Genomic DNA, 24,054 nt, shown 5'->3' with positions numbered 1-24,054 from the left:
GATTTTAGAGACCAAAAACAACTCGGACATCGGTCCCGCCTACCGAGTTGGGATGCATTTCGTGGGTATCCGCGAGCGATTTGGCGATGAAAATACCGTGTCCACGCTCACTGCTTGGTGAACGGTTCTCTTCGATTTCCGAGAGCCTTTCTTGTGTTAACCAGCTTTTTTCTCCTGTCTGTGGTGAACCCGTGTCTCTCACTAAAATCTCGAGGGAGTGCGTGTCAATCCTGATTTGTAATTTAACGCCAACTGTAGCATCAACTGAGCCATGATGTATTGCGTTGCTGCAGATTTCATCAAGCACGAGTTGGATGTCTGCGACACGTTTTCTGGAGAATCCGAGGCTTTGTGCAAGGTTTCCAATAAATGCCCGAATTGGTTCTATATAGAAGACAGTGCTCGGAATTTTGAATTTAATATCTGATTTTGCCATGTGCTAAAATCTGTTTCGTTTTAAAATGCGGCAAGGGCACTGTTTTCTGACTCGTAGATTTCGACAACACTGGAAGCACCGATCAGATTGAAAGTGCGTGTTAGGTTATCGGCGAGCGCGCAGATCTTAAGGTCCCCACCGTTTTGACGAAGCCGTTTTGCAACACCCACCAAGGCACCCACAGCGGTACTGTTGATATGACTCACCTCACTGAGATTGACGACAACTCTCTCAACTTTCTCTGCTAACAGATCCTCAAGCACCTTCCGTAAATCAGATGCCGCGTAGCTACTCAAGTCTGTTTTTATCTCAAGAATTTTGATCCCAGACTCCTCTCGGAGTTTCATTAATTTCGTCGAATCCATAGAAATCACCTCTCGTATATCAAAACTATAGTAAAATATACAATTACTTATACATCAGAGGATTGGCAGGTTACAAACCCATTGCCGGTGACAAATGGGTCTCCCCTTGTCAGCGAAGGGTGGAGTGATTCTGCTGTTTGTGTTGCTCCTTGGAATGTCCAAGTATTTTCATATTTTGCTGTAGTTCCGGTAACCTAAGTTGCCATCTTAACAACCGCTGATTTAGTTGCTAAAACCGTAGAAAGACAATATTATTCACATTATAATTTGTTTAATACTGATACCCTTATATGGTAATAATAGTATAATGCAAAAAATAGACCAAGATAAAAAGTAATAACTTTTAAAGGTAGCAACTTGGGTTAGGGTATTGAGAACATTTTAATCTTATCCCAAATAGATAAAAAAGTCAAACAAAATTCTTCAGTTGATTCACAAATTAGACAGATGTTGCCCGGTAGGAAGTCTATCAAAAGATCAAATTGTACGGATAAAGAAAATTCTTGTTGCTTTTCTTTATATTTTATGATATACTATTGCGTAACCGATTTGAAAGTGTTAAAAGCACTTTGAATATAAGGAGGAACTGGCGGATTAACGCGGTCACGCGTTTTTAAATGGACCAGGTATCTTAATGAACAACGAACAAGCAAATACAAATGTTTCCACCGTTGATGTGGAAGAAGAAAAACACTCAGCTGAAGGATCAGTTGACGTGAATCAGGAAGTAGTGAGCGAGGCAGAGACACCAGAAGATGCGCAAGCAGCTTCAGCAACCGATGCAGAGGGTGAGGGGCAAGAAGAAGTCACGAGTAGTGAAGAGGAAGCGACTGCTGACGATACTGATCCCGATCAAGCTGATGAGACTAACCCCGAAGAAGCGGTAGAAGCAACCGTTAGTGATGCTGATTCTGAGGAAACGGCAACGCTCACCGATGATACCGCACTTGAGGAGGCAGCAGAAGTTGCTGCGCCTGAGGTTGATGTTGATGCTGAGGTAGCGACAACGCTTACTGATGAAACACCTCCGCCTGAGGAAGCAGTAGAAGTTGCTGTTCCTGAAGAAGCGGCAACGCTTACCGATGAAACACCTTCACCTGAGGAAGAGGAAACAGTGGCTGCAGCGGAAGAGCCACCGGAGCCGATGAGTCCGGAATCTCTTGAGGAAGCGTATGATAATTCGATAAAGGCGTTTACAGATGGAGAGATTGTTAAAGGTGTTGTCGTAGATGTCAATCGTGATGAGGTAATGATTGATATCGGCTTTAAATCTGAAGGCTATATCCCGGCAGCAGAATTTGAGCCTGGGCAAGAAGGGTTACCTGCTGTACAGGTTGGTGATGAAATCGATGTCTACATAGTACGGCGTGAGGACTCCGAAGGACAAATAGTCCTTTCAAAGAAGATAGCCGATCAAACTCTCATTTGGGACGAGATAGCGACCGCGCATGAAAGTGGTGCACCGGTGCAGGGTCGTATCACTGAACGGATTAAGGGTGGATTGCGAGTGAGCGTCGGATCCCTGCGCGGCTTTTTACCCGCTTCACAAGTGGAATTGCGTCCTATCCAAAACCTTGAGCAGTATGTCGGGCAAACGCTGGATATGAAAGTGATCAGCCTGAGCAAGCGGCGGCATAACATCGTTTTATCGCGCCGTGCGTGGTTGGAAGCTGAACTTGTCCAAAAGCGCGCGGAAGTTCTCAATACACTTGAAGTTGGTCAACTTATAACGGGCGTAGTGAAAAATATTACCGCTTTTGGTGCGTTTGTTGATCTTGGGGGCGTTGATGGTTTACTCCATAAAACAGATATGGCATGGAAGCGTATCCATCATCCGTCCGATGTCGTCTCGGTGGGTGAAGAGGTTGAAGTCCAAGTTATCGGGATCAGCCAAGAGAACGAGAAAATTTCGCTGGGCTTGAAGCAGAAGACTCCGGACCCGTGGGCAAACATTGAGGAAAAATATCCAGTTGGCGCTACAGTTCGCGGGGTCGTTGTCAATATTGTGAATTATGGTGCGTTCTTACAGTTGGAAGAAGGCGTTGAAGGTTTGATCCATGTCTCTGAAATGGCGTGGACGCGTCGGAATGTCGCCCCCTCGCGAATCGTCAATAAGGGTGATGAGATTGAAGCCATTGTGCTTGAAATCTCAAGGGAAGACAAACGCATTTCACTCGGACTCAAGCAGCTGCAACAAAACCCATGGGAACTCTTGGAACAGAGGTCCCCTGTCGGTAGCAAGATCACTGGTCGTATCCGAAACTTGACGAGTTTTGGAGCGTTCGTTGAAATTGAACCCGGAATTGATGGGTTAATTCATACTTCTGATCTCTCGTGGACCAAGCGGGGTGCCGCAGCCAATGAAGCACTTAAGGAAGGTAGTGAGATTGAGGTCGTTGTCCTACAGATTGACGCGGCTGAACGCCGAGTCTCATTAGGACTCAAGCAGACGCAACCCGATCCGTGGGAAGAAGTACCCGAGAAGTATAAGGTCGGCTCTGTCGTCCGCGGTAAGGTTGTTAATCTCACCAGTTTTGGAGCGTTCACGAAACTCGAAGAAGGTATTGAAGGACTAATTCACATCTCTGAACTCGCTGACCGGCGAATAGAAAAGCCGGAGGAAATTGTTTCCGTAGGTGATGAATTAGACTTGAAAGTGATCAACCTATCACCGAAAGATCGGCGTATTGGCTTGAGTTTAAAGGCACTCCTTGCTGAGCAAGAACGCGCCACAACACCTGATGAAGAGGAAAAGCCAGCAAGAACACGTCCAGAGCGTCCATCTCGCTCGCGACGAGAACGGGAGCCGCGACGACAATTGCCGGCACGCGAAGAGACTGTCACCACATTGGGTGCCTTGCTTAAAGAGGAAATGGGCAAGTCAAACGCTGAAAGCGTTGAGAGCTCTGAGAGCGTCGAAAACGTTGAGACTGCCGAAGGTGCTGAAACCGTTGAAAGCGTCGAAATCGTTGAAGATGCTGAGAACGTTGAAAGCCCTGAGAGCGTTGAAGTGGTTGAGGATGTTGAGGCTTCTGAGAGCATCGAAGACGTTGAGATTGCTGAGAGTACCGAGGCTTCTGAGAGCGTTGAAGATGCGGAAAATCCCGAAAGCACGGAGGATTCCGAGGATACGGAAAACTCTGAGAATTAGCATTTTCACCGCTTGATTTCAAAGTTATACTTCGGGATAGTGATAGAATACAAAACCAATCTTGCTACAAATGTGTATCTACATTTAAAATGTGGGATAGGTTTTGTATCCTTCCTCTTTCGTTATTTCAACTGGACGGGTGGGTTCATATACCCACCCATTGTCTCTTGGGCGAAGACTTGAAAAGCCACGGAGACCTTGCCCTACATACAAAATAGGGCAGAAACTGATACGTAGAGTAGGAGAGGTGGAATTGAGTAAGAATTTTCTGTTTACGTCCGAATCTGTCACTGAAGGACACCCAGACAAAATTGCGGACCAAATCTCTGACGCAGTACTTGATACAATATTCACAACAGACCCGATGGGTAGAGTTGCCTGTGAAACTTTGGTTACAACCGGGCTTGCTGTCATCACAGGCGAGATCACGACTACCGCTGATTATGATGCACAACAAATTGCACGGGAAGTTCTTACCGATATAGGTTATACTGATATTGAATACGGTTTTGATGCCGAACGAAGTGCTGTATTGAGTATTATTGATAAACAGTCTCCTGATATCGCAATGGGGGTGAATCCCGGCGGTGCTGGGGACCAAGGGTTAATGTTTGGGTATGCATGCACCGAAACCCCTGAATTGATGCCGCTACCGATTACCCTCGCTCATCAATTGGTGCGACAGTTGGCAAAGGTTCGTAAAGATGGCACCCTTTCCTTTATCCGTCCCGATGGAAAATCTCAGGTAACTGTTGAATATGTTGACAACAAACCTAAAACAGTGACCACAGTTGTTATCTCCTCTCAGCACGATCCGGATGTTGTGGATACTGAGTTGCGGGAAGCAATTATTGAAGAGGTAATTAAAAAAATTATTCCTAAAAACCTTCAATCTCCAGACATCAAATATCATATCAACCCAACCGGACGTTTTGTGACTGGGGGCCCACAAGGGGATGCCGGGTTAACAGGCAGAAAGATTATAGTTGATACGTATGGCGGTATGGGACGCCACGGCGGAGGCGCACTCTCAGGAAAAGATCCGACCAAAGTAGACCGGAGCGCAACTTATGCAGCACGACACGTCGCCAAAAATCTCGTTGCAGCGGGACTCGCAGAACGGTGCGAAATTCAGATCTCTTATGCAATTGGCAGAAGAGACCCTATTTCTATTATGGTAGACACGTTTGGCACGGGGGATGAAGCAGCACTCACGAAACTGGTCAACGCGCACTTTGACTTGACCCCGGCGGGTATTATTGAACGGTTGAAATTGCGCCAGCCGATCTATCGGAATACGGCCGCGTATGGACATTTTGGGCGCGAGGAACCCGGTTTTACTTGGGAAGAGACCGATTACATAGAAAAACTCCGGTAGATTGAATGTGTTCGAGAATACCGGCGAACAAAGGAAATTAATGAACTACGATATTAAAACGACAGCGCTCGCAGGAGCAGGCAAACAACGCATTGATTGGGCAAACCGGTTCATGCCTGTTTTAGATTCTATTCGCGCACGCTTTGAAAATGAACGTCCTTTAGACGGGTTGAAGGTAGCCGCATGTTTGCACGTCACAACTGAAACTGCAAACTTAATGAAAACTCTAAAATCAGGTGGTGCCGAAGCCGTTGTCTGTGCATCGAACCCTCTCAGTACGCAGGATGATGTCGCCGCATCTCTTGTTGTTGACGAAGAGATCGGTGTTTTTGCCATTAACGGTGAAGATACAGAAACCTATTACAAACACATTGATGCTACCCTTGATTTACAACCGACTATTACTATGGATGACGGTGCCGACCTTGTTTCCAGGCTTCACTCTGAAGAAACGAATCCGGCTTTAGTTGAGCAGGTCGTTGCTGGAACGGAAGAGACAACAACCGGTGTTATCCGGCTCAAGAGTATGGCGGCTGAAGGCGTGCTGAAATATCCGATTATCGCTGTAAACGACGCGCGGACGAAGCATTTTTTTGATAACCGATACGGCACAGGACAAAGCACATTGGACGGTATCATCAGAGCAACGAACCTGTTAATTGCCGGAACGACAGTTGTCGTTGCGGGTTATGGATGGTGCGGCAGAGGGGTCGCGAGTCGCGCACGCGGCTTAGGTGCGAACGTAATTGTAACCGAAGTTACCGCCTTGAAAGCATTGGAAGCGGTAATGGACGGCTTCCGGGTGATGCCGATGCAGAAGGCGGTTCAGGAAGCCGACCTCATTATAACGCTCACAGGGGATATTCATGTTTTGCGTAAGGAACATTTTGAGGCGATGAAAGACGGCGCGATTATTGCGAATTCCGGTCATTTCAACGTCGAGATTGACATTCCTGCGCTCGAAAAGTTGAGCGTTGATAAAGGGAACGCGCGCCCCTATGTAGACGCGTATATCCTTGAAGATGGTAGGAAACTCTACCTTGTCGGTGAAGGCAGATTGGTAAACCTTGCTGCTGCCGAGGGGCACCCGGCGAGCGTTATGGACATGAGCTTTGCCAACCAAGCTCTGTCTCTTGAATACATCGCTAAAAATCATGAGCAATTTGAGAATCGCGTCTACGATGTTCCTGAATCTATTGACGAGACCGTTGCGCAGTTGAAGCTGCAAGCATTTGGTGTTGAAATTGACACGCTCACGGCAGAGCAGGAGAAATATCTCAACTCGTGGGAAATGGGAACTTAGTGTTGTTCCTCCGTTGGCACAATTCAGATATTGTCGTGACGTGCCGCTATTGCTATCAGTTCAACGATTGTTTTTACTAACGAGGTTTAAAACCTCGTTGGTTTTTAAGAAGGCTTGAGTGTTTTCGCTTTGTGAGGGATACGTATGAAAAAATCAGAAATTTTGGAAGGCGTGATATTACTTCTGTCGGCGGTGCTGTTGTTACCTATCTGGATGGCATCTGCTGAAAAAATAGAACTCTCACCGACCTTGTTGAAAGTGCTGAGTTTTTTGCAGTACCCAATAATCATCGTGCTTGGTGTGATTTTCGTTCGCCGACTGCGACGAGTGATCCGTGCGTTCCGAGAAAATAAAAATAGACCTGGGCCTTTCTGAGCTACATTAGAAATGCTGATAAATGGATTGAAAATGTTTTTGTACATTTGGAAGTATGTCAACACAACAACGATTTTCTTGGGATCCAAGAAAAAACCGGACCAACATTGCAAAACACCACATCAGTTTTTCCAGAGCAGCGAAGATTTTTGATGGCCCGCGCTTGGAAAAAGAAGACACCCGTAGAGACTATGGCGAAAAACGGATGCTTGCCCTGGGCCGAAGTGAAGGACGGATTCTTCGTGTCGTCTATACACGGCGCAATTCAGGCATTCATATCATTTCAGCTAGAAAGGCGAATACCCATGAAAGAGCAGAATACATACGTCGAATACAGTCGTTCTGAGATAGACACGCAGCCGGATGAGACCAAGTGGAGCCGCTTTGATGCCCTAACGGATGCAGACATTGATACTGCTGCAGTGTCTGATGCGGACGACCCTAAAACAGATGCCACCTTCTGGAAAGATGCAACCGTAGTAATGCCAGAAAATGTTATCACTATTGATCTAGACCTTTTGGAGTGGTTTAAAACACATGCACCTGACTATGAAACGCAGATTAACACAGTCCTTCGGGAATACGTTGAGGCAAATGCTGACAACTAACCAATCTTTTGTCCAGAAGCGTGATGCAGAGAAACGGAAGCATGTCATAAAAGGATTCACAATATGGGCGTTTTAGTCGTTGGGACGGTTACTTTAGATACAGTAGAGACACCAAGCAAGCGGGTTGAGGATGTTCTTGGGGGTTCTGGTGTCTATGCTGCTGTCGCAGCGAGTTTTTTTGGGAACACGGTTCAACTTGTTGGTGTTGTCGGTGCTGATTTTCCACACGCGTACACAGACTTCCTCCAAACGCGTGGCATTGATCTTCACGGGTTAGAGCGGGTTGAGGAGGGCAAATCGTTTCGATGGGGTGGTCGTTATGCTGAAGACTTTAACGTACGTGATACCCTCTTCACAGAGTTGAATGTTATTGAAGATTTTCAGCCCGTTTTGCCTGAAACTTACAAAGATACCCCCTATCTTTTCTTAGCGAATAACTCGCCTGTGTTACAGTTGAGTATCATTGAACAGGCGACAAATCCGGAACTTATTGTCTGTGATACGATGGATTTTTGGATTAATGAACAGCGGGAAGCGTTAGAGACACTCTTAGCACGCGTGGATGTCCTCATCTTGAACGATAGTGAAGCGCGACTCTTGACGGGTGATGCTAACTTGGTGCGCGCTGCGGAGGCAATTCTACGCTATGGTCCAGAACGGGTTATCGTCAAGAAGGGCGAGCACGGTGCAATCAGTGTCACGGAATCGTCCTACTTTAACGCGCCAGCATATCCGCTCACACAAGTAACCGACCCGACAGGTGCAGGCGATAGTTTTGCCGGTGGGATGATGGGATACCTCGCTTCTGTTGGAAATACATCAGAGGCAGCGATACGGAGTGCTATGGTATATGGGGCGGTTGTCGCCTCTTTTAACATTGAAGATTTTAGCGTTGAGCGGCAAAAGCGTGTAGCGTTTTCCGAAATTTCATCTCGGTATCAAGAACTTCAAGAAGCTGCACATTTTTAGTGTAGACTATGAATCGCCCTGTCGTACGCTGCTTCAGCGGATTCCATTACCATTTCTGAAAGGGTCGGATGGGCGTGAACAGTGTGCGCTATATCCGCTGCAGATGCTCCCAAACGCACCCCGACCGCGGCTTCATGAATCAGCGTCGAAGCCTGTGCGCCGACGATATGAACGCCAAGAATATCCCCGCTATCGGCATCAGAAACAGTCTTAACGAATCCATCCGTCTCGCGTAGTCCCAATGCCTTCCCGTTTGCAGCATAAGGGAAGCGTCCTATTTTCACTTCGTAACCTTCATCGGTTGCCTCTTTCTCTGTCATGCCGACGTGTCCAATTTCGGGCAAGGTGAAAACACACCACGGAATCACTTGGTAATCCATCTCAACAGGGTTGCCGAGACAGTTTTGTGCCGCAATCTTTCCTTCTGCTGATGCGACGTGTGCTAACAGGTACCGGCTTGCGACATCTCCAACGGCATAAATACCTGGTATGTTCGTCTGCAACCGTGTATCCACGATGATTTTTCCGTTCTCTGTGCGAACACCAACCTTTTCTAACCCAATGTTTTCGGTGTTATAACGTCTCCCAATCGAGACGAGCATTTTTTCTGCTGTGAATTCTTCACCTGATTCGAGGACTGCCGTGACATCCGTATCCGATTTTTTAACGTGTGTGAGTTTCGCACCCGTATGGATGGTGATACCTTTCCGTTTCATGAAAAGTTGGATGTGTCGGATAACTTGTACATCTTCAGTCGCCAGAATAGTCGGAAGGAGTTCCAACACGGTCACCTTGCAACCGAGCGCGTTAAAAATTGCAGCAAACTCACATCCTGATACGCCACCCCCAACAATCAGCAGGCTTTCAGGAAGTTCTGTGAGGTTGAGAACACCTGTTGTTGTCAAGACTTGGTTCTCATCAATTTCAAAAACAGGTGGTTCCGCAGGTTCGGAACCCGTGGCGATGATGATATTTTTCGCATGTAACTGCTCAGTCGTACCATCGGGTTTACTGACGATAATTGTATTTTTGTTGGTAAGTGTTGCTGTCCCATTGAAGGTATCAACCTTGTTTGCCTTCAGCAGTTGTGCGATGCCGCCTGTTAGCTGCTTGATGACTGCGTTTTTGTGAGTTAATACCTGTGGATAGTCAATTGTCGCCTCACCACTGATATGCACACCAAAGTCAGATGCTTCTTGGACCTGAGTGGCGAGGTTAGCGACGGCAAAAAGTGTTTTCGTTGGGATACACCCTCGATTCAGGCAGGTACCGCCCCACTCGCCTTTTTCTATAAGGCAGACGCTACCACCGAGTTGTGCTGCCTTGATAGCCGCGACGTATCCACCGGGGCCGCCACCAATAATTCCGACATCATAAATAGACATGATTGCTCCTGTTTTGCGAGATGAATTGAATTTTATCACAAAGGCTGGGGGTTGTCAAGTTGAGACGACTTAACAACAAAACCATTCAGTCGTTCCATAGTTTGCATAATTTCATCTGATACTTAGTGAAGACTTACGTTCTTGTATAGCATAGTGTGTCTATAGAAGGTCAGTGTGTACTGGTGCTAAATTTGACAAAAAGGGCGAGGCGTGCTATAGTGGTAGCAGTCTGTAAGTAGGAGAAAGAAGATGTTTGATGGGTACTCCCCAAACCAATTTGGGCCTGGACGTTCTGCTGTCATCTGCCAACATGGTGCAGTTGCAACGAGTCAACCGCTTGCGGCACAGGCCGGATTACAAATACTACGCGACGGTGGAAACGCGATTGATGCGGCGGTCGCGACGGCTGCGATACTCAACGTCGTCGAGCCGATGTCAACGGGTATCGGTGGCGATGCTTTCATGCTGGTTTATCAACCGAAGGATGGCACGATTCGCGGCTTAAATGCAAGCGGCAGGGCACCTTACGCCGCAGAACTGGAATTCTTTACCAAGCAGGGGTTAACCAGTATCCCCGCTTTTGGGAGCATGTATCCCGTTACAGTGCCTGGCACAATTGATGGATGGGCGACTCTCCTTGATGAATGCGGGACGATGTCATTGGCAGAGGTACTGCAACCTGCCATTGATTACGCAGAGAATGGATTTCCTGTCAGTCCGCAAATTAGTCTCGCATGGCAAGACAGCGCGGCGATGTTGGCACAGCATCCCGATACTGCAAAGACTTATCTCACAAACGGCAAAGCACCGACACCGGGTGAAATTTTTCGCCAACCTAACTTCGCACGGACGTTACGGTTGATTGCTGAAGGTGGACGCGATGCCTTTTATCAAGGCGAGATTGCCGACAAAATCGTCCAGTTCTCCGATGAAAATGGAGGGTTGTTCACGCGACAAGACTTCACTGACCACAGGTCTGATTGGGTTGAGCCGATTTCTACGAATTACCGCGGTTATGATATCTATGAAATTCCACCGAATGGACAAGGCATCGCTGCGCTGCTCGCACTCAATATCGTTGAGGGATTCGATCTCGGATTAATGGGACATAATAGTTCTGAACATCTACACTACGCAATTGAGGCGATGAAATTGGGATTCGCGGATCTCTACAAATACGTGACGGACCCGACGTTTGTAGATGTGCCCGTAGCCGGATTGCTTGCTGGCGAGTATACAGAAAGCCAACGCTCGCGTATCTCGGCAGAACGAGCCAGTGTGGAACCAAGTGCCGGTGTTCCGGGTATGGGAAGCGATACGGTGTATCTCTGTGCCGTTGATAGTGATCGAAACGTTGTTTCTTTTATTAATAGTCTCTTTGCTGGTTTTGGCTCAGGTTTAACTGCTGGTGATACAGGTATCATGTTGCAAAATCGGGGTGCAGGTTTTTCGCTGGATCCGAACCATGCCAATTGTATCGCACCGCATAAACGGACGTTGCATACGATTATCCCGGGTATGATTGCCCAAAATGGCGTGCCGTTGGTTACCTTCGGTGTCATGGGAGGGCAGATGCAAACACAAGGGCATTTACAGTTTGTGTCTAATCTCGTTGACTTCAATATGGATGTTCAAAATGCCTTAGATGCCCCTCGGTTTCGGGTAATGGATGATTCTCGGATTATGCTGGAGGCGGGCATTCCGATGAATACACAAGCCGAGTTGGCGCGGAAAGGACATCATATCATACCGGGGAACACTTTTTTTGGCGGTGGACAAGCCATTTTTATTCATCCGTCTTTTGACACACTTGTCGCAGGTTCAGATCCGAGGCGTGATGGGTGTGCAGTTGGCTATTGAGACTCAAGAGAATGTACTTGACTTTTGGCTTAAATTGAGGTATAATATTAGGACTAACAGTCGGTTTAGACTCAAAAAATGAAGTTCAAACTGAAGCATGTAAGCCCGCCAAGACGGTCGCGAATCACCGTTGATGCGATCGCGGATCGCTGTTGATTCGAGAGGCTCTCTCTTGCCTTGGGGCGCGCTATTTTCGGCAGGATACGAGTAGTCAGCGTCCGACTTAAGCAGAACAACAGACCTATCCAGCCCTGAAAGCGAAATCCGTTTTCCGATTTATTTGTATCCATGATAAAAAAGGGTATGGCGAAGGCACGCGAATCTCGCCCCGCAAATTAAATACGAAATGGCGAGGCATAAAGAACTCGCTCCAGGATGCCGATGGAAAAGAAACATAGAAGAATGTATGGAGAGTTAGTTTACAAATGTACAACGATTTAAAAGAAAAAGATGCTTGTGGTGTTGGTTTTATCGCGAACCGCTTCGGGAGTCGGAGCCACGAGATTATCAAGATGGCGACGCAAGCAGTAACAAACTTAACGCACCGGGGCGCGGTGGCGGCGGACGCAAAGACAGGCGACGGGGCAGGTATCTTAACACAAATCCCGGAGAAACTATTTCAAAAAGAACTTGAGAAGCTCGGAGTCCATCTTGATTCGATAAATGACATCGGTGTCGGGATGATTTTCCTGCCACGGCACAACCGAAGCGCACAAGCACAGGGACGCGCACTCGTCGAAAAGACGTTACAACAATACGGCGTTCCGTTCCGCGGATGGCGTTCGGTGCCTCTGGACCTTTCTGCGCTTGGTACCAAGGCTTTAGAAACGATGCCGGAAATTCAACAGGTATTGGTAGAACGGCCAGAACAACTCACAGACGACGCTTTTGAGAGACGCTTGTACTTGATATGCAAGGAGTTAGAACATCGTATCACGGCAGCTGGACTTGACGAATTCCATATCGCATCCTTTTCACATCGAACTATTGTCTACAAAGGATTGTTGGTAGCACCACAGCTTTCGCAATTTTATCTCGACTTAAAAGATCCGGATTTTGAGGCAGCACTTGCTGTTTTCCACCAACGCTACAGCACGAACACCTCTTCTACATGGATGCTCGCTCAACCCTTCCATACACTTGCACACAACGGTGAAATCAATACTTTGATGGGCAATCGGAACTGGATGCGAGCACGCGAAGCCGATTTGCAGTCCCCCCTCTGGAACGAACATATCCAAAAACTTGTCCCTATTATCAATCCGCACGGCAGTGATTCAATGAGCTTGGATAGTGTGTTAGAGTTGTTAACACATTCTGACCGCGACATCCTGCACGCCATGATGTGTTTGATCCCGGAAGCGTATGAACAGATTTCGGATATGCCGGATGTGCTCAAAGCCTGTTATGAGTACCTCTCATGTGTCAGCGAACCTTGGGACGGACCGGCGGCGGTCGCATTTACGGATGGTGTGGTTGTTGGGGCGAGTCTGGATAGAAACGGCTTACGACCTGCACGGTATAAAGTCACAGAAGACGGAACCGTTGTCATGGGTTCTGAGGTCGGTATTATTGAACTTGACGACAGTTGCGTTGTGGAAAAGGGGCGTTTAGGGCCTGGACAGATGATTGCTGTCGATACAGCGCAAGGAAAACTGCTGAAAGATTCGGAGATTAAGCATCGGGTTGCTGAGCAGAAGCCTTACGCTGAATGGGTACAGAAAGGCATCGTAACGCTTCCTACTGAAAAAGACGGTGCTTCTGCTACGACGGAGACTGTTCCTGAACAGCTGCCGATATACCAGAAAGCCTTCGGTTATATGACTGAGGATGTGGAACGCTTTATCAAACCTATGGTGACGGAAGCGAAGGAAGCAGTCGGTTCGATGGGCGATGATACACCACCTGCTGTGATTTCTCAGCATCCACGTTTGCTTTACAATTACTTCAAACAACGCTTCGCTCAGGTAACCAATCCGCCTATTGACTCGATCCGGGAACGCTTGGTTATGTCGCTCACAACTTACCTCGGGCGGCGGCATAGTCTGCTCACGGAAACTGAAGCACACGCTCGACTTATCCGGTTACCTTCACCAATCCTAACAAATACGGATCTACAAGCCTTACGAGAGTTGGATATACCCGATTTTCAGATAGCAACGCTTTCTGTTTGTTTCCCTGTATCTTCTGGCAAACAAGGCTTAGAAACCGCGCTGGAAACGTTGTGTCAACGCGTCTCTGAGTCGGTTGATGCGGGAACGACGCTGCTCGTGCTAAGCGATAAAGATGTCAATCCTAATGCCGCACCGATTCCAATGGCACTTGCCGTTGGTGCGGTTCATCACCATCTGATTCGAGAAGGAAAACGGATGCGAGTAAGCCTTATCGCTGAAACTGGAGATGCGCGGGAAGAACACCATTTTGCTGTTCTCATCGGTTATGGGGCAGCGGCAGTCAACCCTTATCTTGCGTTTTCAACGATCGTTCAGCTCGCTGAGGATGACGAACTTGCAGGACTCACAGCAGCGAAAGCCGTTGAAACCTATAAGGCAACCGTCGAAAAAGGCATTTTGAAGATTATGGCGAAGATGGGGATTTCGACGGTGTCAAGTTATCGTGGTGCTCAAATTTTCGAGGCACTTGGCATTAATACGACTGTTATTGATAAGTGTTTCACGGGTACCACCTCACGCTTAAATGGCATCGGGTTTGCCGAAATCGCTGCAGAGACGCTCCATTTCCACACAAAAGCGTTTTCAGGAAACGGAGATGATGTATCGCTTGAAGAGGCAGGCTACTTCCGATTCCGTCGAAACGGCGAATTTCATGCGTACAATCCGACAGTGTTTAAATCGCTCCACAAGTTCGTCAAGGCAGGTAAGTCGGAAGATTATGAGAAATATGTTGATGCTGTTGAGACCGGTGAACCTTCCAGTTTACGCGACCTACTTGCATTCAAGGCGAGCACACCTATCCCAATTGAAGAAGTAGAACCCGCGGAGGATATTGTTCGTCGTTTTACAACCGGTAGCATGTCTTTCGGAGCATTGAGCCGTGAGACACACGAGACTTTGGCTATCGCTATGAACCGCCTCGGTGCAAAATCCGGAAGCGGAGAAGGCGGTGAAAGCCCTAAACGTTTCAAGCCGCAGCCGAATGGAGACCTCGCTTCGAGTGCTATCAAACAGGTGGCATCCGGACGTTTCGGTGTCACACCAACATACCTAATTTCGGCGAGAGAATTGGAAATTAAGATGGCGCAGGGTTCTAAACCTGGAGAGGGTGGGCAGATTCCGGGGCACAAAGTAACCGCTGAAATTGCTTCTATTCGTCACTCCGTACCGGGAGTTCCGCTAATTTCGCCGCCACCGCACCACGACATCTATTCTATTGAGGATTTGGCGCAGCTCATCTATGATTTGAAACAGGCAAATCCGCGGGCAAAGGTTGCCGTAAAACTGGTATCCGAATTTCTGGTTGGAACCATTGCATCAGGTGTAGCAAAGGGCTACGCTGATGTTATTCAAGTGAGTGGACATGAAGGAGGCACTGGTGCATCGCCGCTGAGTTCTATCAAGAACGCGGGTACACCTTGGGAACTCGGAATTGCAGAAACGCAACGCGCACTGGTGGAGAACGAGTTAAGAGATCGCGTCGTTCTGCGGGCAGATGGCGGAATGCGTTCTGGACGCGATATTATCATTGCTGCCATGCTGGGTGCAGAAGAGTACGGCTTTGGCACAATAGCAATGGTTGCAACGGGATGTGTAATGGCGCGCCAATGCCATCTAAATACATGTCCTGTTGGTGTAGCTACGCAGGACCCTGCGCTCCGTGCGAAGTATCCTGGGACTCCTGAGATGGTTGTTAACTTCATGTTGGGCGTGGCGAACGAGGTTCGAGCCATTCTCGCGAATCTCGGACATAGGTCTTTGAACGACATTATTGGTCGTCCCGAATTGCTACAGCCGATTGACCTTGCAGATTATCCTAAAGCTGCGATGCTTGATTTAAGTGAGATTCTGACTCCTGCGGATCCAACTGGCACACAACCTCGCTATCATCTGCAGGAACGGAACGATCGAGAGGATATCCCGCTTGACGATCAGATTCTGGCGGATGCAGAGGAAGCGATTGATGAGAAAACATCAATCCAGCTCTCCTATGCTATCCGGAACACGCACCGAACGGTGGGCGCGAAGTTATCCGGTGAAATCGCGAGGCGGTATGGCGATGCTGGTTTGCCTGATAGAACAATTCAATGCCACTTGGAAGGCAGTGCCGGTCAGAGTTTTGGTGCCTTCTGCATCAGTGGTGTACAATTTGTGTTGACAGGGGAAGCCAATGACTATGTTGGCAAAGGCATGGCAGGTGGAGAACTTATTATCAAACCGGCACCAACAGCACCCTTCCGAACTTATGAAAATACGATCATCGGAAATACGGTCTTATACGGCGCGACGGGTGGAACCCTCTATGCAGCTGGCGGTGTCGGTGAACGGTTCTGTGTCCGAAATAGCGGCGCGACTGCTGTTGTTGAAAGCGTCGGGGACCACGGTTGTGAATATATGACTGCAGGGACGGTCATCATTCTCGGCGAAACGGGTAGAAACTTTGGAGCGGGGATGACAGGTGGCACTGCCTATGTCTTAGACGAAAAAGGGCAGTTTGAGAAGAAGTACAATCCAGATTGGGTGAATATAGAAAAGGTAACCGGTGAGGCGGATATTAAGAGCATAATGGCACTTATACAAAATCACGCGACTTATACAGGCAGCCAGCATGCCGAAAATATTCTCGCTAATTGGCAGACATTCCTTCCACACTTTTGGAAGGTTGTAACGCCGCCACCGCCACCGCTGCCGGCACCCGTCCAACTTAAAAGAAGGGCGGCATCAAGGAGAGAACGAAAGAAGCGTTAGAAATCCTGATTAATTCGGCAAACGTAATTTGAAAACACCATGAAATAACGCCGTGCTTGCGGGATCCAACGCGCACGGCGTATTTGTTTGTATATTGACATTCCTTAGTTTATTGGAGAAACCAGACTTAATCAATAATCCTGACGCTGGTATTGCCAGCGCGAGCGAACCCAATTCTATCAATGCCTACTTGTTTGAGGATATCCATGACCTGGACGATTTGCTCATGGAAAACCTCATTACCTGCTTGGATAATCACCATTATTTTCGCATCTTCAGGCGCGTTGATAAGCCAATTAAACATCTCTCCTGTTTGCACAATTTCTTCTCTACTCTGTTGGCGTATAATGATTGTACCTTCAGTCTCACCGGGGGCAGGGTTGGCGATCGTTACGACAATACCTCGGTCGCGTGTTATAGGTCTATCAATAGGTGGAGGGAGTTGTACTCGAAGCCCTGGGATAGGGGCAAAGGTTGTTGACACCATAAAAAAAATCAGGAGCAGGAACACACAATCAATCATAGGTGCCATGCTAAGCGTTGGGGGTTTGTGTCTCTTCAGATGTTTCATGCTAACGTTCCTCCGTTTGTACGAGAGAATAACGTTCATTCATACGACCATTAGTTTTAAAACACCTGAAGGTTTATGAGGTTACGATGTTCTTCAAATCGTTTATCGCAGCACTGGATTAAGGTGATTTATAGTGCCTGCAAAAAAAAAAGGCAGCAAATGCTGCCTTTTTTAAGTACATTGCATTCCTCAGTCTTCTTCCGACACCGCGAAAGCGATTTCAAGCCCTTCCGTTTTACTGGAGCGCATTTTTGCCCGTTCTACCACGTCAATGACGACACCGTGCTTGGCACGTTTATCCGCTTTGATAATCAGCGTACTAATCTGGTTTTCATGAGCCGCAATGAAAAGCTCCATGTCTTCCAGTGTTAACATCTCTTGGTCGTCAATCGAAATACGTCCGTCACTGTTAACGAAGAGGTTGAATTTCTTCCGAGTGAATTCGTGTTTCGTTGCGGAATCGGGTAAAGTGACGGTGAAAGGCGGAGGAACCTTCATAACAGCAGACACCATGAAAAAGATGAGCAACAAGAAGACACAATCAATCATTGGAGCCATCGGAATGTCATCGTCTTCTTGTGTTTTCCGCCGTTGAGCTAAGTTTAAAGCCATCTGAATTCTCCTTCTATAGAAAGAGGATTACTATTGCTATCGCTTGAGGGTTGTCAGTCTCTCGCGACAATAGCGAATCCGATTTTATCTATACCTGCCTGTTTTGCAATATCCATTACCTGCACGATCTGTTCATGCAGTACATCCCGCTCAGATTGGATAATCAGCATGTTTTTGGATTCGTCCGGTGCGTTGATGAATTGGTTGAACATTTCTTCGATTTGAACGACCACATCATTCAACACCATAGTGCCTTTATCCTCGCCCGGTTCAGGGTTCGCGATCCGGACAGTTAGCCCTTTGGGTTTGTCAGGTGAGGGTTTCCCCGGTGGGGGAAGCTGCACACGGAGGCCTGGAATCGGCGAGAAAGTTGTTGACACCATGAAGAAGATCAGAAGCAGGAACACGCAATCAATCATAGGTGCCATACTGAGCGTTGGCGGCTTACGTTCCCTAATTTTGGTCGCAAGCAGACTCAATTTGGCTTCACCGACTTGTTGCATTTCAAAGTCTCCTTTCTCGTTAATGAGACTTGGGCTAAGGTTTAGTACCGTAAGTACCCAACAAAGCCCATCAGAAGTGGGCGAGTAGAATCACCCGCCCGTTCTGTTACAAGACTAAGCACCGCTAGATTCACCAACAATCAGTTGGTTGACGATTTCGGTAGAAACCTGTGAAATCTCAACCATATGTCTGTTAACCCAGCTATCGAAAAGTTGGAAGAAAATCAAGCACGGAATAGCGACTGTCAGTCCAGCAGCAGTTGTGAGAAGTGCCTGAGAGATACCACCAGCGAGCTGCTGCGGGTCACCAGTACCTTCAAGTGCGATTGTGGTAAACGCACTAATCATACCTGTAACCGTTCCAAGCAATCCAAACAGCGGGGAAACAACTGCGACCGTACCGAGAACCGGTAGATTTCTTTCCAGTTCTGGGATTTCAAGGAGGCTTGCTTCCTCAATGGCTTCCTGAATTTCTTCTTTGCTAATATCTCGTTCTTCAATCTGGGCTTGGCTGTATCGCAGCAATCCTGCTTTAAGAACATTCGCGAGCGGTCCACCGGCTTCTTCACAAGTCGAGACGGCTTCCATAATGTTCTCTTTCCGCAATGAGTCGGCAATACTGGCGATAAACTGTTCAGTTCCGATTCGAGAACGACTCCGCACAAAGGTGAAAAGTCTTTCAATAATGAAGGTTAATGCCGTGATGGAGCAAAGGGCGAGTGGCCAGAAGACGAATCCGAACTTCTGGAAGAAGGTGACGATATTGTCCTTTTTGGTCATCTTCAGTGGAACAAAGTGGTCACCGCCATTAACGACTGTGACGGCTTTTCCAACCCGATCGCCGTATCCGTCTCTATAGATACTAATGAGGTAGCGGCCTGCGGGGATGCCTGATTTTTCGTAATCTCCGTTGACATCAGTTGTTGCGGTGTGCTCTTCTCCGACTGTGGCAACAATTCTAACATCAACGCCTTCAATTGGGTTCTGTGCTGTGGTTGTATCGACAATTTGACCGCGGACGGTTCCACCGCCCGCTCCAGCATCATCTTGCGCGAAAGCGATGCCAGTAGACATACCGACACAAGCGATTAACATTAAAACAAAACTAAAACGAATCATTCGTTCTGATCCTCCTTAGGTGACTTGCTAATTATTTTTGGCAAGTCTCTGCAAGTTCATAAAGTGCTGTATGGATAAGGCACGGGAACCGTACCTTAACAACTCAGTTTTATTTTTTAACGCGTGAGCGTTCCATCTACACAAATCTTCAGGTTAGGAATCAATATCTGTATTTGTAGATTGCCTCTACTGTTTACAATGCCGTTCTCATTAAGAACACCTGAGTGCCTAAAAAGTTACGCGCTCTATTTGCGTGTTGCTGAGGGCGACATCATAAGGTGATATTGCTAAACGCGATATCGCTGGACACGTCTTCGTGTCCAGCGATACACAAAACATTTAGAAGCCCATCATTGCTCGCACGAAGGTAGTGTTACTCGTCGTGTGGTCGAGCAAGATAGTCGTTCGCCGATAACCCGCGAGGATGACGATGTTGAACCCAAGCCATTCACCACGATTGATTGCTTGGACTTCAAAGATTCGGGTTCGCAAATCCGGTCTGTAGAGTACGGGAACATCTTCATCTTCCGGGAAGTTTGTCAAATAGTTTTTGAAGTTATTATCCCGGTTGGTGAATTTCCGGTATTGGAAACCGCCAAGAATGTTCATCCTTTGCGAGAACTGATAGTCAAGTCGTACACCGAGTACATCTTCACGGCTTCTACGATTGAAGCGGAGATATTCAACGGGTTCGTTATCAGTGGGAACGAACTGACGTGGGTTGAGTGCGTCAGGAATTTCCTCAGCACCCCGGTCAAATGCGCGATCCCAGATGTACTTCACCATCGGTGTGAGTGTCAAATCTTCGCCGATTCTATCGACAAATGGCAGTTCACCGAGAGGGATCTCGTATCTCGCTTTGAGAATCGTCTGTTGGTTGCGGATATCGCGTTCCGGGTAGCGCCGCGTTTTCCAGTTTTCGGGGTCATAGATTAAACCCGGGTCTTCGGGATCAAGTGCGTTAATCCCGTGATCTGGATAGAACGGGAACTCCCGTCTTTCACCGCCAGCACGGACCTGTTCAACAGGTACCATGAAATCGACACGTTGATCGGCAGTAAGCGGATCGTCGGCGTTGTCGGGGTCTGGTGCCTCAACATCTAAGAAAATAGCATCTGCCTCATCTTGCTCAAACTGTTTTTGGAGCACAACGAGGAATTTCGCTTCCAATGTGAGGTTGGGAACAGCGGTATAAAGGAACTGGAGCGTTGTCGTATTCACGCGAGCGTTATAGAAATCAAGCTCATCGGAAATTTGAACGGGTTCCAATTCACCAACACGCAGTGTAATGGTGTAGTCTGGAATATCGTCTTGGACTCGGACGAAACGGTTTTGGAAGAGCACGGTTCCGAAATCAGGAATGTCACGTTGATAGGTAACATGTAGATATTTGGAATCATTCTTCCGTCGGCTTGAGACTTCGTTTTCGTTGAGCCATCCGACTTTGAGTGAAAGATTATCAAGGAGGTCATATTCGGCGAAAACATGGTATCCTTCCCTGTCAACCCCATACTCGTACTGGGGTTCAAAATCGTCCTCAAGCGAATCAATCGTGCCGTTGTTATTCAGGTCAACGAGGTCAGTGAAGACCGGTGGGTCGGCATCAAAGATGAGGAAGTCTTCTTGGAAGTCCAAAACGCCGTTCTGGTCTCTATCGTCGGCGCGTGGTAGGACACCATCAAAGTCGATGTCATCCGGCCAGTCATCATCATCATCATCATCTTCAATGAGAGCGTAATTAGTTTCGTCCCACGGATCTTGTTCAGACTGTGATTCAGGTGTCCGTGGCAGTGAGTAGGGTTGATCTCTGTCAGAGTTAGAACCGAAATTGAGATAAGTTGTTGTGTAACCAGGATCGATATGATAGTAGACCCCTTCGAGGTACAACTTTCCGAAGCGAGATTTGAGTTGGAGGAACCATGCGGTTTCTCTGCCCATTTCTCCGTCGCCGCTTTCATCGGTTCCGTCGCCACCTAACCTGGCTTCAAATCTTTCACCCTCGGTCTCAGAGTAGGTAGGTATCCCATTTGCGTCTAATGGCAAGCCGGTTGCTGGATCAACGGAGATACCGGTTTCTTCTTCGCCATCTTCACCTTGGATAGTTGTTTTGAGCCGGCTAAATCCGATCTGATCTTTCGGGATGGTAGGATACTGCTTATATTTACCGTTAATGGAGTAATGCGCTCGGACAAAAACATTACCGATCGTACCTTCTAAGTCAAGCCCATAGAGAAGAGCAGCACGTGCTGCGCCATATTGATAACGGACTTTACGCGGTCTACCCTCACCGCTCCACTGACTCGGGTTGTCTTGAAGCGTTGCCCGGTTACTGGTGTAATCTGAGGACTGCCCGTAGTTACCGGGTGCTTCAATAACATCACGGTAGGGCATTTGGATGTGACCGTCTTCAGTTTTAATCCATTCTTGGATTTCAGGGTCTGACTCGGCTTTGTTGGCAGCACTGGATCCGATAATGGCGATGTTGTAATCACCTGCTACGATCATTTCAAAGGTAACAGATTGAACAGTGCGTGGATCTGCGTCAATTTGAAATGCCCCTTCTCCGAGAAGTGTTGCGGCTTCGGGTGAAGGTGCTCCGTCTGGATCCACAAAAACGAGGACGGCTTTCATCTTATTGAAGCCATCAACGATCTTCCACTCTCCGTCAACAGAATCGCGAATATCAGAAGGCAGTCCTCCGACAGGCATCGGGATGACATTACTGATGTCAAGTGTTTCTGAGATAGTTTCTGCAGGTAACGCCGTAGGTTCAGCACCTTCTTCAATTTCTTCAGGCGTTAATTCTTCCAACGCTTGGGTGACAACAGTGACTTTCATTTCCTTGAACGCTGCACCGACGCCGCCCTGAATATTCTCGTTATGTAAATCTGGATCAAAGCCGGAGAATCGGGTGACAATAATGTGATTGTCTTCGGGTGAGTCATCTCGGAAGATAACGGAAATTGATTCTGGCGGTGTATTGGCTACAGTACCCATAAGCGGGTTTTCAACACGTTCCGGGTGTTCTTTGTGAAGATTGACATAAGTAAACCCGACGCGGAAAATGTCGCCCAAAAGCCCTTGCGCCCGGAACCCTACAAGGCGTGCGTTTTCAATGTGCCGCACTCCCGCGTCTTCGTTTAGACCATTCCGACGACCGAGCGTCGGTGCGAGGTTTGCCGCTGCGTCAGTCAATTGGACAGGGTTTGAGATACGAGAATTGATGAGTGTGAAAAGGTGCCGTTCCTGTGCAAAAGAGATATCCCATCGAAGCCCATCAAATTCTGTTTTGTAGAGGATGTAGCGGTTTGGGAATAGCGTAGACGGCTTAAAACGCATGCTATCACCGATAGCAAACTCTGTGTATCTGCCACGGTAACTATCTTCAGTTAAAACCGTTCTATCCAACTGTGCCGAGAATCTTTCACTATCCAACTGACCGGTCCAACCGACGAACAATTCACCGTTCTGGTCAAACTCTTTCTGCTCACGATAGTTATAGACCTCGTTACCTTCAAGCAGCTCTTTTCCAAACAGATCATAGAAGAATTGCGGTTCTTCCTCTAATTGGAAACGCGCTGAGAATTTAGAACTCCCCTCAATCGTTGGCAATAGGGGTTCTTGTGGACCAAGGCTCTGTGCGCCACAACCATAGAGCACGAAAGCACTCAGAATACAGGTCGCTACAAGTAAAACATCAAGTGATTGTTTTAGCCTGTTCATTACTTTGTTTTTCCTCCTTGGAGATAATGAATCGGATGTTTGGGTAACGGAGCTGCGATATGAGTATTTCATCATTCGTTCTCTATACCCCGGTTTCCGACAAAAAACCTTGGGAATGGACGAAAACTGCTTTGCGTTTGAACGAAAAGTGTCAAAATTGCGTCGGTTAAAAATAAAGCCTATTCAATTTCTGTACCGTTCGTCACTGTCGGATAGAATATCCGTAAATCGCGAATACCGCGCGAAGCGTGTAAAAAGCGAGTCTCCTTCCAACAAATTAAGGGTTTGTTTTGCGGATTTTTCAATAAACACGTAATAAAATGCCTGCAAAACTGTTCTTAGCCTTTAAAATAGCACTGATTCAAATTTCTGTCAACTTTTATTTTTAACAGAAAAAGCGCACGCATTGGGGTGGAATTTCAGATAAGCATACCACAAATGTAATATATTTTCAACTTTAATGTCAGTACTATTCATTTTCATTGTTCATTTTCATTATTTCGCCTGTTTTAGAGAGCGGTTGCAATTTCGGAATTGCACACTTAGACACTTTCGGCGAAATGACACCAATGGACGCTACATAACGCCACTGATGTAGACTTAATACCCGCTTGCTTACCGCCTCCCTGAAGACGGCAAAACCGATAACGAAATCGGGATCGGGCACTCTCGGGCACGCCTCGAAAATACCGACAAGCCCAAAGATTGATGTAAGTATCCGCAATGCCAACGGATGTATAAATACCCGATTGCACATTGGACATACTATAATTA

At 47.4% G+C, this 24,054-nt stretch carries 18 protein-coding genes; 9 read left to right on the top strand and 9 right to left on the bottom strand.

Annotated elements, in window-relative coordinates; genetic code table 11:
- Positions 1-4: 4 nt before the first annotated feature.
- Together OXH00_24805 and OXH00_24800 are read right to left on the bottom strand one after the other, a co-directional pair.
- Positions 5-436: an ATP-binding protein gene (locus OXH00_24805; GenBank protein MCY3744246.1), complete on the bottom strand. Its 432-nt coding sequence runs from the start codon at positions 434-436 to the stop codon at positions 5-7.
- 20 nt (positions 437-456) lie between these two features.
- A complete protein-coding gene (locus OXH00_24800) occupies positions 457-801 on the bottom strand; it encodes an STAS domain-containing protein (protein ID MCY3744245.1) in 345 nt (114 codons plus the stop codon).
- A 634-nt stretch (positions 802-1,435) separates the two neighbouring features.
- Between OXH00_24800 and OXH00_24795 the strand changes: the two genes are divergently transcribed.
- The 7 genes from OXH00_24795 (at position 1,436) to OXH00_24765 (ending at position 8,585) form a co-directional block, all read left to right on the top strand.
- Positions 1,436-3,952 carry a 30S ribosomal protein S1 gene (locus tag OXH00_24795; protein MCY3744244.1) on the top strand — a complete coding sequence of 839 codons (2,517 nt, stop codon included), beginning with the start codon at positions 1,436-1,438 and terminating at the stop codon, positions 3,950-3,952.
- Positions 3,953-4,205: 253 nt separating this feature from the next.
- A complete protein-coding gene (metK, locus tag OXH00_24790) occupies positions 4,206-5,330 on the top strand; it encodes a methionine adenosyltransferase (protein MCY3744243.1) in 1,125 nt (374 codons plus the stop codon).
- Positions 5,331-5,370: 40 nt separating this feature from the next.
- On the top strand, positions 5,371-6,633 hold the full coding sequence (gene ahcY / locus OXH00_24785; protein MCY3744242.1) for an adenosylhomocysteinase: 1,263 nt from the start codon (positions 5,371-5,373) through the stop codon (positions 6,631-6,633).
- Positions 6,634-6,777: 144 nt separating this feature from the next.
- Positions 6,778-7,008: a hypothetical protein gene (locus tag OXH00_24780; GenBank protein MCY3744241.1), complete on the top strand. Its 231-nt coding sequence runs from the start codon at positions 6,778-6,780 to the stop codon at positions 7,006-7,008.
- Positions 7,009-7,063: 55 nt separating this feature from the next.
- The gene (locus tag OXH00_24775) at positions 7,064-7,354 is read left to right on the top strand and encodes a BrnT family toxin (protein ID MCY3744240.1); all 291 of its coding nucleotides are present in this window, start codon (positions 7,064-7,066) and stop codon (positions 7,352-7,354) included.
- The gene (locus tag OXH00_24770; protein MCY3744239.1) at positions 7,314-7,616 is read left to right on the top strand and encodes a BrnA antitoxin family protein; all 303 of its coding nucleotides are present in this window, start codon (positions 7,314-7,316) and stop codon (positions 7,614-7,616) included. The genes OXH00_24775 and OXH00_24770 overlap by 41 nt, the downstream gene beginning before the upstream one ends.
- A gap of 63 nt (positions 7,617-7,679) precedes the next feature.
- Complete coding sequence (locus OXH00_24765) at positions 7,680-8,585, top strand: PfkB family carbohydrate kinase (protein MCY3744238.1); 906 nt, start codon at positions 7,680-7,682, stop codon at positions 8,583-8,585.
- On the opposite strand, the gene lpdA is transcribed toward OXH00_24765, so the two are convergent.
- A complete protein-coding gene (gene lpdA / locus OXH00_24760; protein ID MCY3744237.1) occupies positions 8,582-9,970 on the bottom strand; it encodes a dihydrolipoyl dehydrogenase in 1,389 nt (462 codons plus the stop codon). The genes OXH00_24765 and lpdA overlap by 4 nt on opposite strands.
- A 249-nt stretch (positions 9,971-10,219) precedes the next feature.
- On the opposite strand from lpdA, the gene ggt reads away from it, so the two are divergent.
- Both ggt and gltB read left to right on the top strand, forming a co-directional pair.
- Entirely contained in the window at positions 10,220-11,830 is a 1,611-nt protein-coding gene (gene ggt / locus OXH00_24755; GenBank protein ID MCY3744236.1) for a gamma-glutamyltransferase, read from the top strand.
- Positions 11,831-12,255: 425 nt separating this feature from the next.
- Positions 12,256-16,752: a glutamate synthase large subunit gene (gene gltB / locus OXH00_24750; protein MCY3744235.1), complete on the top strand. Its 4,497-nt coding sequence runs from the start codon at positions 12,256-12,258 to the stop codon at positions 16,750-16,752.
- Positions 16,753-16,879: 127 nt separating this feature from the next.
- Here gltB and OXH00_24745 read toward each other — a convergent pair whose 3' ends face one another.
- The 6 genes from OXH00_24745 to OXH00_24720 all read right to left on the bottom strand — a co-directional run bounded on the left by OXH00_24745 (position 16,880) and on the right by OXH00_24720 (position 24,037).
- Complete coding sequence (locus OXH00_24745) at positions 16,880-17,323, bottom strand: biopolymer transporter ExbD (GenBank protein ID MCY3744234.1); 444 nt, start codon at positions 17,321-17,323, stop codon at positions 16,880-16,882.
- Between the two features lie 189 nt (positions 17,324-17,512).
- On the bottom strand, positions 17,513-17,935 hold the full coding sequence (locus OXH00_24740) for a biopolymer transporter ExbD (GenBank protein ID MCY3744233.1): 423 nt from the start codon (positions 17,933-17,935) through the stop codon (positions 17,513-17,515).
- Between the two features lie 53 nt (positions 17,936-17,988).
- On the bottom strand, positions 17,989-18,438 hold the full coding sequence (locus OXH00_24735; protein ID MCY3744232.1) for a biopolymer transporter ExbD: 450 nt from the start codon (positions 18,436-18,438) through the stop codon (positions 17,989-17,991).
- Positions 18,439-18,552: 114 nt separating this feature from the next.
- Positions 18,553-19,557: a MotA/TolQ/ExbB proton channel family protein gene (locus OXH00_24730; protein ID MCY3744231.1), complete on the bottom strand. Its 1,005-nt coding sequence runs from the start codon at positions 19,555-19,557 to the stop codon at positions 18,553-18,555.
- 339 nt (positions 19,558-19,896) lie between these two features.
- Positions 19,897-23,280 (bottom strand): hypothetical protein, encoded by a 3,384-nt coding sequence (locus OXH00_24725; GenBank protein MCY3744230.1) that lies wholly within the window; start codon positions 23,278-23,280, stop codon positions 19,897-19,899.
- A 469-nt stretch (positions 23,281-23,749) separates the two neighbouring features.
- Positions 23,750-24,037, bottom strand: a complete 288-nt coding sequence (locus OXH00_24720; GenBank protein MCY3744229.1) for a hypothetical protein — start codon at positions 24,035-24,037, stop codon at positions 23,750-23,752.
- Positions 24,038-24,054 lie beyond the last annotated feature (17 nt).

This window comes from Candidatus Poribacteria bacterium (assembly GCA_026706025.1).
In the GTDB taxonomy this organism is placed as follows: domain Bacteria; phylum Poribacteria; class WGA-4E; order WGA-4E; family WGA-3G; genus WGA-3G.
This window is presented reverse-complemented; position numbering and strand designations above follow the sequence as displayed.

Coding starts and splice junctions, on each gene's coding strand:
- OXH00_24805 (MCY3744246.1), bottom strand. CDS start 436: ATGGCAAAATCAGATATTAAATTCAAAATTCCGAGCACTGTCTTCTAT.
- OXH00_24800 (MCY3744245.1), bottom strand. CDS start 801: ATGGATTCGACGAAATTAATGAAACTCCGAGAGGAGTCTGGGATCAAA.
- OXH00_24795 (MCY3744244.1), top strand. CDS start 1,436: ATGAACAACGAACAAGCAAATACAAATGTTTCCACCGTTGATGTGGAA.
- ahcY (MCY3744242.1), top strand. CDS start 5,371: ATGAACTACGATATTAAAACGACAGCGCTCGCAGGAGCAGGCAAACAA.
- OXH00_24780 (MCY3744241.1), top strand. CDS start 6,778: ATGAAAAAATCAGAAATTTTGGAAGGCGTGATATTACTTCTGTCGGCG.
- OXH00_24775 (MCY3744240.1), top strand. CDS start 7,064: ATGTCAACACAACAACGATTTTCTTGGGATCCAAGAAAAAACCGGACC.
- OXH00_24770 (MCY3744239.1), top strand. CDS start 7,314: ATGAAAGAGCAGAATACATACGTCGAATACAGTCGTTCTGAGATAGAC.
- OXH00_24765 (MCY3744238.1), top strand. CDS start 7,680: ATGGGCGTTTTAGTCGTTGGGACGGTTACTTTAGATACAGTAGAGACA.
- lpdA (MCY3744237.1), bottom strand. CDS start 9,970: ATGTCTATTTATGATGTCGGAATTATTGGTGGCGGCCCCGGTGGATAC.
- ggt (MCY3744236.1), top strand. CDS start 10,220: ATGTTTGATGGGTACTCCCCAAACCAATTTGGGCCTGGACGTTCTGCT.
- gltB (MCY3744235.1), top strand. CDS start 12,256: ATGTACAACGATTTAAAAGAAAAAGATGCTTGTGGTGTTGGTTTTATC.
- OXH00_24745 (MCY3744234.1), bottom strand. CDS start 17,323: ATGAAACATCTGAAGAGACACAAACCCCCAACGCTTAGCATGGCACCT.
- OXH00_24740 (MCY3744233.1), bottom strand. CDS start 17,935: ATGGCTTTAAACTTAGCTCAACGGCGGAAAACACAAGAAGACGATGAC.
- OXH00_24735 (MCY3744232.1), bottom strand. CDS start 18,438: ATGCAACAAGTCGGTGAAGCCAAATTGAGTCTGCTTGCGACCAAAATT.
- OXH00_24730 (MCY3744231.1), bottom strand. CDS start 19,557: ATGATTCGTTTTAGTTTTGTTTTAATGTTAATCGCTTGTGTCGGTATG.
- OXH00_24725 (MCY3744230.1), bottom strand. CDS start 23,280: ATGAACAGGCTAAAACAATCACTTGATGTTTTACTTGTAGCGACCTGT.
- OXH00_24720 (MCY3744229.1), bottom strand. CDS start 24,037: ATGTGCAATCGGGTATTTATACATCCGTTGGCATTGCGGATACTTACA.